Here is a 13,416-nt window from a genome sequence, read left to right as displayed (position 1 = left end):
GTGATAGGGTATGCCCACATCGCAGTGGCGGAGTTCCGGACGGCAGCGGTCCCACACCCTGCTTATGAGAGGCCGCCCATGCTGACGATCGATCCCCGCTCCATGAAACTCGTAGCCCTTGGCATGGCCAAGGTGACCTACGGGGCGCTCTCGATCATGCGGCGGCATCTGGGCAATGATCTGGATCTAGGGCTTATTGGATTTGCCGTTGTGCTGCGCACGCGGCGCGATCTCTTCCGGCTTGTGGAGCGGGATGGGCTCACAGAGGCGACACTGGCCGAGATTGCCGACGAGACAGGGTTTTACACATCCGTGAATGAAATCTCGACCTATACCGGCATCAACCGCGCGACCGTGCGGCGCAAGATGGCCATGCTCGCGGATCTCGATATCCTGGAGAAAGTGGCGGATGATCGGTGGCACTTGAAAGATTTTGCGCATGGCGAGGCAGTGCGGCCTGCGCTGATGCTGCGCGAGCTTTTGGAAAACTACCTAGCCGTGACCAACAAGCTTGAGGCTTTACTGCCCGATGAGGTGCTGCCGGTGATGCGCAAGTCGCTCACGGAGCTTGGGCCGATCGAGGCCAAAGCCCTGCTCGACGATGAGGTCGAGATGAAACTCAAGCGGCAACTGGCCGTGGATCACTAAGGCGGCCCTGATCTCTTTTGGTGTGACAGTGTTGGGTGACCCGCGGGCTGCGGGGGCTTTGTCGTGAGAGTTCTTGTGACAGGCGGGGCCGGGTATATCGGCAGCCATGCGGTTTTGAGCCTGCTGGGGGCAGGGCATGACGTGCTGATCGTCGACAGTTTTGCGACGAGCTCGCCGCGGGTCATCAAGCGTCTGGAGGCCTTGTCGGGGCGGGTGCTACATGTGATCGAGCGCGACGTGCGCGATTACGAGGCGATGCGCGGCGTGATGGCGAGCTGGGTGCCGGAGGCGGTGATTCATTTCGCCGGCCTGAAATCCGTGGCGGAAAGTGTTGCGGATCCCGCACTCTACTATGATGTAAATGTCGGCGGGACGGTGAGCCTGCTGCGGGCGATGGCTGAGATTGATTGCTCGAAAATCGTGTTTTCCTCGTCGGCCACGGTCTATGGCACGCCGGAGTATCTGCCTTACGATGAGGCGCACCCCACGAACCCCGTTAATCCTTACGGGCGCACAAAACTGGTGGTGGAGCAGCTCCTCGGAGATTGGATCGGAGCGCGGGAGGGCCGCGCCGTGACGGCCTTGCGGTATTTTAACCCGGTGGGCGCGCATCCCTCGGGTGAGATCGGTGAGGACCCGTCGGGCGTGCCGAATAACCTGATGCCCTACATCGCGCAGGTCGCGGTGGGCCGACGGCCGCATCTCACGATTTTTGGTGATGACTATGAGACGCGCGACGGGACCGGAGAGCGGGATTACATCCATGTGATGGATCTGGCCGAGGCGCATGTCGCGGCCTTGATGCATCTTGCAACCGGCGAGCGCATGCAGATCTTCAATGTCGGCACAGGGCAGGGGATCACCGTACGCGAGATGGTTCGCGCCTTTGAGGAGACGGCGGGTGTCCGCGTGCCCACCGAGATCGCGGCGCGGCGCGCAGGCGATTTGCCGCGGTTCTTTGCGGATGCCGCGCGGGCGCGGGATATGTTGGGTTGGATGCCCTCCCGCGATTTGCACGACATGTGTCTCGATGCCTGGGGTTGGCAGAGCCGAAACCCCGGCGGGTATGATGCTCAAGAGGATGCGGCGTGATGGGGGCTTCTCAATTTGATGAGGTTAGCAGATTGCCTATGACGATCCAGTTTATCCTCGGCCCCAAACTCAAAGGCCCATTGGACTAATATGTGTGGAATTGTTGGCATTGTTGGGCAAAGCGATGTCTGCGCGCGCTTGATTGCTGGGCTCGAGCGTCTGGAATACCGGGGCTACGATAGTGCCGGCATCGCGCTGCATGATGGGACGTCGGTGACGCTGCGGCGTGCCGTCGGTAAGTTGGCCAATCTGAAATCGGACCTGGAACAGGACTGCCCGGTGGGACGTGTAGGCATCGGACACACCAGGTGGGCGACCCATGGGGCGGCCTCTGTGCCCAATGCCCATCCTCACCAAGTCGGCAATGTCACGCTGGTTCATAATGGTATTATAGAAAACCACACCGAACTGCGCGCGGAGCTTGCAGAGCAGGGCGTAGAGCTTGCTTCTGAGACGGATACAGAGGTGGCTGCGGCTTGGCTGAATAATCGTTTGGCTCAAGTTGACACGCTTGATGAGGCCTTTGCGGACCTTCTTGATACCTTGGTTGGGTCATACGCTCTGTCGGTCATCTTCGACGGTTATCCAGAATTGATGTTTGTGGCGCGTCAAGGATCGCCTCTGGCCATCGGGTATGGTGACATGCGGGACGGTGTCAGGGAGATGTTTGTGGGGTCTGACGCGCTTGCGCTCGCCCCGTTCACCGATCAAATCTGCTATCTTGAGGATGGCGATTGGGCTGCCATTCGTCCGAACGAGGTTGCGATCTTTGACCAAGCCCGTCGGCCCGTGACGCGAGACATACTGACGATTGCCAGCGATGCGCTTAAAGCGGATAAAGGCCGCTGGCCGCATTACATGCGCAAGGAAATTGAAGAGCAGCCAGAAAGCCTCGGCCGGTTGCTCATCACACTGGTTAATCATACGCAGCAGGATCTGAAGCCGATTCTTCCGGATATAGATTTTGCAGCGGCGGATCGCATCATCCTACTGGCGTGTGGGACGGCGCATTATGCATGTCACTTGGCCAGCTACTGGATCGAAGCCATTGCCCGCATCCCTGTCGAAATCGATTTGGCCAGCGAGTATCGGTATCGTAACCGTCCCTTGACGGGCCGCGAGATAGTAATCGTTGTCAGCCAATCGGGAGAGACGGCTGATACGCTGTCCGCCTTAACGGCTTTGGCCGGCAAAGTTTCCGCACGCGTGGCCGTGGTCAATGTATCGACAAGTTCCGTTGCGCGCGAAGCGGATGCTGTCTTGGATATCCAAGCGGGCCCCGAGATCGGCGTGGCCTCGACAAAAGCGTTTACGGGACAGCTTCTGGCGTTGATGGGGGTTGCTCTGAGCGCCGGACGGCAGCGCGGTGCTCTTGGCACAGATGATCTGGCAGAGCTCGTGTCTGAGCTCACGTCTCTGCCTCGAATCGTGGCGGATACGCTGGGCCGTGCGGCTGACGTTGAGGCAGCAGCGTCGGAATTGGCGACGGCCTCGGATATTTATGTTCTAGGACGGGACGTGAACTACCCGCTGGCGCTCGAGGCGGCCCTCAAGATCAAGGAGATCTCCTACATCCACGCGGAAGCTTACGCCGCGGGAGAGCTCAAGCACGGGCCGATCGCTTTGATTGATCAGGGCACACCCGTCATCATGTTTGACAGCCAAGGCGATCTGCATGAAAAAACCAGCTCCAACGTCGCCGAAGTATCCGCACGCGGTGCGAAACTGGTGCGGATTGGCGCGAGCCAGGAGTGTGACCTGCTTGTACCCGAGGCCGGAAAAATTACCACCTCGTTTGCTTACGCCGTGATTGCTCAGTTGCTGGCATATTTTATCGCCGTGGCCAAAGGCACGGACGTAGATCAGCCGCGCAACCTCGCGAAATCAGTGACCGTCGAGTAATCCCGAAAGTCGGCACGCCCTCAATTCTGAAAGTTCAAAGAAGATCATGGAAATAAGCCAAGCCCCTATCCCCGAGTTGTTCGTTTCGTACGAGTCCGCCCAGAAGCTGAAGATCGAGGCCGGCGATCTGACAAGCTGGGATCTGACACCGCGTCAGATCTGCGATCTGGAACTGCTCATGAATGGCGGGTTCAACCCGTTGAAGGGCTTTCTGAGCGAAGCCGATTACACCAGCGTCGTCGAGACCATGCGGCTGGCCGATGGCACGCTCTGGCCGATGCCGATCACGCTCGATGTCTCGGAAAGCTTTGCCGAAACGCTTGAGCTTGGGCAGGATATCGCGCTGCGCGATCAGGAGGGTGTGATCCTTGGCACGATGACGGTCACCGACCGCTGGACCCCCGACAAGGCGCGGGAGGCCGAGAAGGTCTTTGGCGCGGATGATCTGGCGCATCCGGCGGTGAACTACCTGCACAACACGGCCGGCAAGGTTTACCTTGGTGGGCCGGTCACCGGCATCCAGCAACCGGTGCATTACGATTTCCGGGGGCGCCGCGACACGCCCAACGAATTGCGCGCGCTCTTTCGCAAGCTGGGCTGGCGCAAGGTCGTGGCCTTCCAGACCCGCAACCCGCTGCACCGCGCGCATCAGGAACTGACCTTCCGCGCGGCGCGCGAAGCGCAGGCCAACCTGCTGATCCATCCGGTCGTGGGCATGACCAAGCCGGGCGATGTGGATCATTTCACCCGGGTGCGCTGCTATGAGGCGGTGCTGGACAAATACCCCAACGCCACCACCACGATGAGTCTGCTCAATCTGGCGATGCGCATGGCCGGCCCGAGAGAGGCGGTGTGGCACGGGCTGATCCGGCGCAACCATGGCTGCACCCATTTCATCGTCGGGCGCGACCATGCCGGCCCCGGCAAGAACAGCGCCGGAGAGGATTTCTACGGCCCCTATGACGCACAGGATCTGTTCCGCGAGCATGAGGCCGAGATCGGCATCGAAATGGTCGATTTCAAGCACATGGTCTATGTGCAGGAGCGCGCCCAATACGAGGCGATCGACGAGATCGAGGATCGCGACAACGTCACCATCCTGAACATTTCGGGCACCGAGCTGCGCCGCCGTTTGCAGGAGGGCCTCGAGATTCCAGACTGGTTCTCGTTTCCCGAGGTGGTGGCCGAGTTGCGCCGCACCCGTCCGCCGCGCAGCCAGCAGGGCTTTACCGTGTTCTTCACCGGCTTTTCCGGATCGGGCAAATCGACCATCGCCAACGCGCTGATGGTCAAGCTGATGGAGATGGGCGGGCGTCCCGTGACGCTTCTGGATGGCGATATCGTGCGCAAGAACCTGTCCTCGGAGCTGGGCTTTTCCAAGGAGCACCGCGACCTGAACATCCGGCGCATCGGCTATGTCGCCTCGGAGATCACCAAGAATGGCGGCATCGCGATCTGTGCGCCGATCGCGCCCTATGCCACGACGCGGCGGGCTGTGCGCGAGGAGATCGAGCAATACGGTGCCTTTGTCGAGGTGCATGTCGCCACCAGCCTCGAGGAATGCGAACGGCGCGACCGCAAGGGGCTGTACCGGCTGGCGCGCGAAGGCAAGATCAAGGAATTCACCGGGATTTCGGATCCCTATGACGTGCCGGAAGATCCCGAATTGCGGGTCGAGACCGAGAATGTCGAGGTCGACAACTGCGCGCACCAGGTGCTTTTGAAGCTGGAGCAGATGGGGCTGATCGCGGGCTGAGGCCGGACCTCCACTCGTGGCCAGTGCCAAGTTTGAAAGCGTTTAAATATACTACAATCATGAGACGCGAACCGAAAAAGGGCCAGTGAGTGGTCGATTGCTTCTTGAAAAACGCTCCAGTGCTTTGGTTAATGCGGCCGCTAGGGTAAGTTCTGGGTGGGCCTCTTGGGAATGCGCATTCTTGGGTCAAGAGCTGAAGGGCCTAGAGATAATGAAAAGCAGAAGATCAATGCCAATGTGAACATGTGCACATGCGCACTGGCATAAGCAGAAACACTGCTCTGAGAAACTCGTTTAAACTTCACGAGATGCACGAATGCGAGTTGATCAAACCGGGCGTCAATAGAGGCTCAGGTGATTTGTGTGACGCGGAGCAGTTCACGCTTCACCTAGCCATGAGCGGCCACTTTTTGAATGTTTTGGCGCAATGCCGCCGAAGAAAAGCCTAACGTGACGTAGAGGATGTCATTTTGAAAATAGCAATGATCGGTACCGGCTATGTCGGTCTTGTCTCAGGGGTCTGTTTCTCCGATTTCGGGCATAACGTCGTGTGCGTCGATAAAGCGGTCGAGAAAATCGACAAGCTGAACCAGGGCGAAGTGCCGATCTTCGAGCCAGGCCTTGAAGACGTCATGTCCCGCAATGTGGCGGCGGGACGTTTGTCGTTCACAACTGATATCGCAGCTGCAGTTGATGGCGCTGATGCGGTGTTCATCGCAGTTGGGACACCCACGCGCCGTGGTGACGGGCATGCCGATCTGACTTACGTGATGGCGGCTGCAGAGGACGTGGCTAGGGCAATAACGGGTTATGCGGTGATCGTCACCAAATCCACCGTGCCAGTCGGGACAAACCGCAAGGTCAAGCAAGTCGTGGCTGAAACCAATCCGCACGCCGATTTTGATGTGGCGTCAAACCCTGAATTCCTGCGTGAGGGGGCGGCTATTGAGGACTTCATGAAACCCGACCGTGTGGTTGTGGGCATTGAATCTGAGCGCGCGGCCAAAGTTATGGCTGAAATCTATCGCCCTCTTTACCTACGTGATTTCCCGATCCTGACCACTGATTTGGAATCTGCTGAGATAATAAAATATGCTGCCAATGCATTCTTGGCGACCAAGATTAGTTTTATTAATGAAATTGCAGCACTCTGCGAGCGCGCTGGGGGGGATGTAAAAGAAGTTGCTCGCGGCATGGGACTCGACGGACGCATCGGCAACAAGTTCCTGCATGCGGGCCCCGGCTATGGTGGCTCATGCTTCCCCAAAGACACCTCGGCGCTCGCGCGCATCGGCCAAGAACACGCTGTGCCGCAGACCATCGTCGAGGCCGTGATCCGCGTGAATGATGCTGTAAAACTTCGAATGGTCGAAAAGTTGCGGGACCTTTGTGATGACAGTTTCAACGGTAAAACCGTGGCAGTTCTCGGCGTGACCTTTAAGCCTAATACCGATGATATGCGTGATGCTCCCAGCCTCACCATAATCCCGGCGCTTGTTGGTGGTGGTGCTAAGGTGCGCGTGGTTGATCCACAAGGCAGACGCGAGGGCGAGGCACTGTTGCCGAACGTTAGCTGGCACGACGATCCCTACGAGGCCGTGCGTGGTGCTGATTTGCTCGTCATCCTAACAGAGTGGAATGAGTTCCGTGCGCTGGATCTTTCTCGACTGGCGCAGAACATGTCTCAGGCCAGAATGGCCGATTTGCGAAATATTTATTCTCCCGAGGATGCTGGCGATGCTGGCTTCGCGGCCTACGTGGGAATTGGTCGATAATGCGTGTTTTGATCACTGGAACGGCAGGCTTCATAGGGTTCCACCTGGCCAAGCTGCTGCTGGCCGAAGGGTTTGTCGTCCATGGCTATGACGGGATGACCGATTATTACGATGTCGACCTCAAACAGCAGCGCCATCGAATACTGCTGCCGAATCCAAACTTTGCCGCGACCGAGGGAATGCTGGAAGATCAGGAACTGTTCGACCGTGTCGTGGATGAATTTGAACCAGACGTGATCGTGCACCTCGCGGCTCAGGCCGGTGTGCGTTATAGCCTTGAGAACCCCCGTGCCTATCTCGATGCCAACGTCATCGGCACATTCAATGTAATGGAGGCCGCGCGCCGCCTCGGTGTGCAGCATTTGCTAATGGCGTCCACCTCCTCGGTCTATGGTGCCAACACCGAAATGCCGTTTTTCGAAACGCAAAAGGCCGATACACAACTGACTATCTATGCCGCGACCAAAAAGGCCAATGAAAGCATGGGCCATGCGTATGCGCATCTTTACGATCTGCCGACGACGATGTTCCGGTTTTTTACCGTTTACGGCCCTTGGGGTCGGCCGGATCTAGCATTCTATAAGTTTGTCGATGCGATACTCGATGGACGGCCCATCGATATCTACAACAACGGCAACATGTACCGCGATTTCACTTATGTCGACGACTTGGTCCGCGCAATCCGACTGTTGATTGATGTCGCGCCCTCACGTCCGGAAAATTGTGTCGTACCAGAAGGCGACAGCCTCTCGCCAGTGGCCCCCTACCGCGTCGTGAACATAGGTAATTCCGAAAAAGTGCGGCTGTTGGATTTTGTTGATGCGATCGAGGATTGCATCGGGCAGAAGGCCGAGCGGAATTACATGGGAATGCAGACAGGTGACGTGCCTGCGACCTGGGCAAATGCAGATTTGCTGAAAACACTAACGGGCTATCGTCCGCAGACTGATTTCAAGGATGGTATCGCAAGGTTCGTAGAATGGTATCGAGAGTTTTCAGGAAAATGACACCTGCCATGAAAACAACTTCTGTGATCGGCCTTGGCTACGTCGGTCTCCCCCTCGCGGTCGAGTTTGGGAAATTCCGGTTCTGTGATCGGGTTCGATATCAATGTGGAACGGATAGATGCACTGCGCATCGGTAAGCATGCCACGCAGGAGGTGTCAGCAGATGACCTGTGTGTAGCGAAACATCTGACCTTTAATACCGATCTGGCTGATCTGGCTGCGGCATTCGTCTACATGGTAATGGTGCCCAAGCCAATCGATGCGAACAAGCGCCCGGACTTGATCCCTCTAATCAAGGCCCTCGAACCTCTAAGCCATGTCCTCAAACGCGGCGATATCGTGATCTATGAGAGCACCGTCTATGCAAGTGCGGCCGAAGCAGATTGCGTCCCGGTGCTGGAACGCGTTTTGGGGTCTCTCCGGGGGAATCGCGTTTGGGTCTGGGACGACAACCTGAGCACCGAAAACGGCTACAGCGGCCAATGAGCGCGACGAGAACACAAGTTTCGTTCTGCTTTTGAGCACGCTCTGGCATCGCAGATTTCTAAACGCGATAGCCCTGTGGCTCACCTTCAACACCAACTTCTTCGCGACATACTCGCCCGAGCGGATTAACGATGGCGACAAGCAGAACCGCTTCCCGATATCCAAAAGGTGACGTTGGGCTCCACGCCCGAAGTCGCCGAAGAAGTCGATCAGCTTTATGCGAGCATAATCACTGCGGGCACCTACAAAGCCGAGAGCATTCGCATCGCTGAAGCCGCGAAGGTGATCGAGAACACGCAACGGGATCTGAACATCGCGCTGGTGAACAATTTGTCGATCATTTTCAACAAGATGGAGATCGACACCGACGCAGTGCTAAAAGCGGCTCGGACGAAGTGGATATCCTGCAATTCCGGCCCGGCATCGTCGGTGGGCATTGCATCGGGGTGGACCCCTATTACCTGACCCACAAGGCCGAGGCGATCGGCTATCATCCGCAGGCGATCTTGGCGGGGCGACGTATCAATGACGGAATGGTGGCTTAAGTGGCAAACCAACTTGTCAAGGCAATTCTGAAACAAAGCCTTCAGTTTGATGGTGCGCGTGTGTTGATCCTCGGGCTGGCGTTAAAGGAAAACTGCCCAGACCTGCGTGGTGGCCGAATTGCTCGATTATGGCGTGCAGGTGGATGTGCATGACCCTTGGGTTGATGCGGGAGACGCAAAGCACGAATATGGATTGGACTTAGTTAGTAAATGATGCTTCGAGCAGCTTTTTGGATGTTTGGTGGCAAACTGGGCAATCAGGTGATCACACTGGGAGTCGTGATTGTCCTAGCCCGCCTGCTTACTCCAGAGGATTTTGGGATAGTCGCAGCTTCGCAGGTGATCCTGACGTTGTCTCAAGTCGTCGTCCGCTTTGGCATTGGCGCTTACCTCATTCAGGCGGAGACACTCACGCCGCGGATTATCGGAATTGCCCAGACATTGATGCTATCCGCGGCACTTAGCATTAGCACAATTTTGTGGTCGTTGGTCGGTCCGATTGGTGGTGCTATGAACGTACCTGAACTTGTACAGATTATGCCGGTCATGCTGGCCAGTTTTATTCTATCCGCAGCGATCAATCCGTCGGCAAGCTTGTTGTCGCGAGAGATGGAATTCAAATTCCTTGCGAAGACCGAAATTGCCAGCCAGGCGATCGGCTATGGCGCAGTGGCCGTAGCTTTGGCGGCGCTTGGGTTTGGGTTTTGGGCAATTATCCTAGGGACATTTGTGCAAACACTGATGCGCGCTGTATTGGTCTTCTGGCGGGTTCCGGTCTGGCCGAACTTTTCAATGACATTCTCCGAAGTCAAGCCAATGCTGCGCTTCGGTGGCGGGGTATTCTTGGCACAGCTCATGTCAAATACTGCGCAGCGCGTGGACAATCTCATTATAACATCCACGATGGGCCCCACAGCCCTAGGGTATTATAGTCGAGCATACAGCCTGATGGAGCTATCCAACAAGCTTATTGGTTCGATTTTTCAGGAAACTCTATTCAGCGGTTTTTCTAAGAAACGTCGAGAGACCCAACGATCAAGTCCCGTAGCCGCTTTTTTTATGGCGCACGCATTCGCTGCTTTCCTAATTATTCCAATTTCAGCGCTGATGTGGCTATTGGCGGAGGAAATTATCTGGATATTGTTAGGCCCCGACTGGGCGAATGCTGTTCCAGTTCTAAAAATCTTGTCGCTCGGTATGTTTTTCCGGCTGGGCTATAAGGTTTCTGGAGCCCTACTCCTAGCGGAAGGTACTGTGTATCGCCTTGCAGTGATTAATCTGTTTTACGCTGCGTTGGTCGCCACGGGAGCTTTAATCGGAACACGCTGGGGACTAACGGGAGTGGCATGCGGGGTTTTTGGCGCACTGGTCATCCACTTCGTGTCGATGACCACTGCATCGATGCTGCTTTGCGGGGCGAGCTGGAGTAAATATGCAAGACATTTGTCTCCCTTCCTATTGGCTGGAACATTAGCTTGGGCCTTCGCCTATGGCCTCCAATCTTCGCTTTCAATGTCGCCCCTTGTGAACGCGGTAGTCCCAGCAACGGCGTTTGTTGCGATTTATAGCTCGACAATCTTCATTCTCCGCCATCAAGAAACAGTTGAACCGCTTCTGGCGAGATTAGTAAAACTGAAAAATATTTTGATTAAAAATAATCCGTAAAATTCCACTATTATCCCCTGTAAACACCAACCTAAACGAATGCGAATAAAGAAAATGAAGATTATATTTACTTGGCTACGAAAGTTACCCTTAATATTGTCTAAGGTGCAAACTCGCTGGCGGCTTTCTCGTTTCGTAAATTACGAACTTGATAGGGTTGAACCTGGTAGTCGTCTTTTATCAATTGGCTCAGGTGGTGAATTTGGAGAGTTAGCTCGCCAATATGCGAGGAGAAAACAATTTGAGATCATTGAGCTAGATATTGACCCAAACCGTGAACCCGACATTGTTGCAGATATTTGCGACATGAATCTTAGTGAGACTTTTGACGTGGTTCTGGTCATCGAAGTACTAGAGCACGTTCTTCAGCCAAAGTCAGCCATAGAAAATCTTCATGAAATTCTGAACTCTGGTGGCCGATTGATAGGATCAACCCCATTTATATTCCCTCTTCACGATGAACCCAATGATCACTTTCGATACACACGTCACCAAATTTTGTATCTTCTTTCGACATTTAATAATGTAAATATTTTAGAAAGAGGTGGGCTTTTTGAAACCATTTGCGTCCTTTTGTCTCGATCCTCTAGATCTGATAATAAACTGTTAACATTTATTTCTTTGCCGATTTCCGTTATTTCTTTTCTCCTTTGGCCATTGGCATTGGTATTAGATTATTTACTTCCTACCCGCTTCGCACCACACGGGTATGTGTTTACCGCGGACAAAAGTGAGGATGAAAAGTGACCAATTATCAAAAATTTCAACCAAAGGGCGACCAAACTATACAAAGTGATCAATACGCATTTCCTTATCATTTTATACCTACTCCAGGAGTTAACCCACGGTTAGCCCGTTTTTGGACATTTTCAGCGTCATACGTAGCCGCCTTGGAGTTAGTAACTGATTATATCGAAAATGCGAATGCGGCTTCGCAGCCTATAAGGAGCATTTCGTACATCGACATAGGATGCGGAGATGGCGCTCTCTTACACTATCTTTCAAAGGACATAAATCATAAACACATTCAATTGACTGGGGTTGATTATGATGAGCACGCTCTGGCTTGGGCGCGTATGTTTACCCCTGCGGCAGAATGGATTTGTGCTGATCTGTCGGATATAACTGGCCGAAAGTTTGACATCGCATCGGCTATTGAGGTTCTGGAACATATTGATCCAGCGATCTTGCCATCATTTCTTGATGGCGTCGCGGGTGTTATGGAGGATAAGGGAAAGCTGATTGTTACTGTGCCTTCAATTGGAAAAACTGTGGCCGAGAAACATTTCCAACACTTTTCGTTTCAATCTCTACGTGATGCGCTTGAACCGAATTTCGACATTGAAGTCATTTATGGTTTCGAAATGTCTGGTTGGTGGCTTAGGCTTCTGACAAGGTTGCTCTGGAACAGCCACTGGCGCATAGACGCGCCACGCATAAACAGATACCTCGTTGATCTCCACAAAAAAAGGCACAATAGCGATGAAAATGCAGGACGGCTGTTCTGTATAGCAAGTAAGCGAGGTTCGGTGACACAATGAAACGCCTATATAACATCCGTAAGCGCGTTCTTGTGACTGGTGGGGCGGGGTTTCTTGGCTCTCATCTAATTGATCGGCTGCTGGAGCGGGGGGACGAGGTGCTGTGCGTAGACAACCTTTTCACTGGCAGAAAGGAGAACCTTTATCACCTACAAAACCACCCGCAGTTCGAGTTTATGCGCCATGACGTGACCTTTCCACTGTTCGTGGAGGTGGACGAGATATGGAACCTCGCCTGTCCCGCCGCCCCAATCCATTATCAGCATGACCCGGTGCAGACCACCAAGACCTCGGTGCATGGGGCGATCAACATGCTGGGGCTTGCCAAGAGGCTGGGCTGCCGAATTTTCCAGGCCTCGACCTCTGAAGTTTATGGCGATCCGTCGGTACATCCACAGCGCGAGGATTACTGGGGGAACGTAAACCCAATTGGTCCCCGGTCATGCTATGACGAAGGCAAACGATGTGCTGAGACGCTATTCTTTGATTATCACGGGCAAATGGGACTGGATATCAAGGTAGCGCGGATCTTCAATACCTACGGGCCGCGGATGCACGCCAATGACGGGCGAGTGGTTTCGAATTTCATCGTGCAGGCGCTTCGTGGCGAAGACGTCACCATCTATGGCGACGGCGCTCAAACCCGGTCGTTCTGTTATGTCGATGACCTGATCGATGGGTTCCTGGCGCTGATGGACAGCCCCGTGGGCTTTACCGGGCCGGTTAACTTGGGCAACCCGGGCGAGTTCACCATCCGCGAATTGGCTGAGGCGGTGATCGCGCTGACCGGATCTCGCTCGACTCTCACCTTTCAACCGCTTCCACAGGACGACCCTATGCAGCGATGCCCCGATATCGATCTTGCCCGGAACAAGCTGGGATGGGAGCCGAAAGTCGCCTTGCAGGAGGGGCTGGAGCGAACAGTTGACTATTTCCGTGCGCAGATATAAGGCTTCATATCGTGTCGAATCCTCTAACAACTGTGTCGCCCACTAATGT

Annotated in this window: 10 protein-coding genes and 1 pseudogene; all 11 read left to right on the top strand. The window is 54.9% G+C overall.

The genetic code is table 11. The features are described 5' to 3' along the window. Positions 1-78: 78 nt before the first annotated feature. The 11 genes and pseudogenes from RAZWK3B_RS17285 to RAZWK3B_RS17235 all read left to right on the top strand — a co-directional run bounded on the left by RAZWK3B_RS17285 (position 79) and on the right by RAZWK3B_RS17235 (position 13,367). Positions 79-648 (top strand): hypothetical protein, encoded by a 570-nt coding sequence (locus RAZWK3B_RS17285; RefSeq protein WP_007817427.1) that lies wholly within the window; start codon positions 79-81, stop codon positions 646-648. A gap of 63 nt (positions 649-711) precedes the next feature. Further along, entirely contained in the window at positions 712-1,740 is a 1,029-nt protein-coding gene (gene galE / locus RAZWK3B_RS17280) for a UDP-glucose 4-epimerase GalE (RefSeq protein WP_037296187.1), read from the top strand. A 90-nt stretch (positions 1,741-1,830) separates the two neighbouring features. Continuing rightward, a complete protein-coding gene (glmS, locus tag RAZWK3B_RS17275; RefSeq protein WP_007817423.1) occupies positions 1,831-3,642 on the top strand; it encodes a glutamine--fructose-6-phosphate transaminase (isomerizing) in 1,812 nt (603 codons plus the stop codon). Between the two features lie 46 nt (positions 3,643-3,688). Next, positions 3,689-5,398, top strand: a complete 1,710-nt coding sequence (locus RAZWK3B_RS17270) for a bifunctional sulfate adenylyltransferase/adenylylsulfate kinase (protein WP_007817420.1) — start codon at positions 3,689-3,691, stop codon at positions 5,396-5,398. Between the two features lie 470 nt (positions 5,399-5,868). Beyond that, positions 5,869-7,173, top strand: coding sequence for a UDP-glucose dehydrogenase family protein (locus tag RAZWK3B_RS17265; RefSeq protein WP_037296186.1), 1,305 nt, complete (start codon positions 5,869-5,871; stop codon positions 7,171-7,173). Next, positions 7,173-8,180, top strand: a complete 1,008-nt coding sequence (locus RAZWK3B_RS17260) for a GDP-mannose 4,6-dehydratase (protein WP_007817416.1) — start codon at positions 7,173-7,175, stop codon at positions 8,178-8,180. The genes RAZWK3B_RS17265 and RAZWK3B_RS17260 overlap by 1 nt, the downstream gene beginning before the upstream one ends. Positions 8,181-8,246: 66 nt before the next feature. Continuing rightward, positions 8,247-9,419 (top strand): annotated as a pseudogene (locus tag RAZWK3B_RS22015) (nucleotide sugar dehydrogenase); the annotation flags it as partial. A 2-nt stretch (positions 9,420-9,421) separates the two neighbouring features. Then, the gene (locus RAZWK3B_RS17245) at positions 9,422-10,876 is read left to right on the top strand and encodes a lipopolysaccharide biosynthesis protein (RefSeq protein WP_037296184.1); all 1,455 of its coding nucleotides are present in this window, start codon (positions 9,422-9,424) and stop codon (positions 10,874-10,876) included. Between the two features lie 54 nt (positions 10,877-10,930). After that, on the top strand, positions 10,931-11,623 hold the full coding sequence (locus RAZWK3B_RS20710; RefSeq protein WP_157132299.1) for a class I SAM-dependent methyltransferase: 693 nt from the start codon (positions 10,931-10,933) through the stop codon (positions 11,621-11,623). Beyond that, positions 11,620-12,417, top strand: a complete 798-nt coding sequence (locus RAZWK3B_RS17240; protein WP_083799233.1) for a class I SAM-dependent methyltransferase — start codon at positions 11,620-11,622, stop codon at positions 12,415-12,417. The genes RAZWK3B_RS20710 and RAZWK3B_RS17240 overlap by 4 nt, the downstream gene beginning before the upstream one ends. Further along, entirely contained in the window at positions 12,414-13,367 is a 954-nt protein-coding gene (locus tag RAZWK3B_RS17235) for a UDP-glucuronic acid decarboxylase family protein (protein WP_037296179.1), read from the top strand. Before RAZWK3B_RS17240 ends, RAZWK3B_RS17235 begins: the two co-directional genes overlap by 4 nt. Positions 13,368-13,416 lie beyond the last annotated feature (49 nt).

The sequence above is a fragment of the Roseobacter sp. AzwK-3b genome (assembly GCF_000170875.1).
Lineage (GTDB): Bacteria > Pseudomonadota > Alphaproteobacteria > Rhodobacterales > Rhodobacteraceae > Roseovarius > Roseovarius litoreus.
This window is presented reverse-complemented; position numbering and strand designations above follow the sequence as displayed.

What these genes read in the sequence shown, in the direction of transcription:
- RAZWK3B_RS17285 (WP_007817427.1), top strand. Translation starts at nt 79, where the DNA reads ATGCTGACGATCGATCCCCGCTCCATGAAACTCGTAGCCCTTGGCATG.
- glmS (WP_007817423.1), top strand. Translation starts at nt 1,831, where the DNA reads ATGTGTGGAATTGTTGGCATTGTTGGGCAAAGCGATGTCTGCGCGCGC.
- RAZWK3B_RS17270 (WP_007817420.1), top strand. Translation starts at nt 3,689, where the DNA reads ATGGAAATAAGCCAAGCCCCTATCCCCGAGTTGTTCGTTTCGTACGAG.
- RAZWK3B_RS17260 (WP_007817416.1), top strand. Translation starts at nt 7,173, where the DNA reads ATGCGTGTTTTGATCACTGGAACGGCAGGCTTCATAGGGTTCCACCTG.
- RAZWK3B_RS17245 (WP_037296184.1), top strand. Translation starts at nt 9,422, where the DNA reads ATGATGCTTCGAGCAGCTTTTTGGATGTTTGGTGGCAAACTGGGCAAT.
- RAZWK3B_RS20710 (WP_157132299.1), top strand. Translation starts at nt 10,931, where the DNA reads ATGAAGATTATATTTACTTGGCTACGAAAGTTACCCTTAATATTGTCT.
- RAZWK3B_RS17235 (WP_037296179.1), top strand. Translation starts at nt 12,414, where the DNA reads ATGAAACGCCTATATAACATCCGTAAGCGCGTTCTTGTGACTGGTGGG.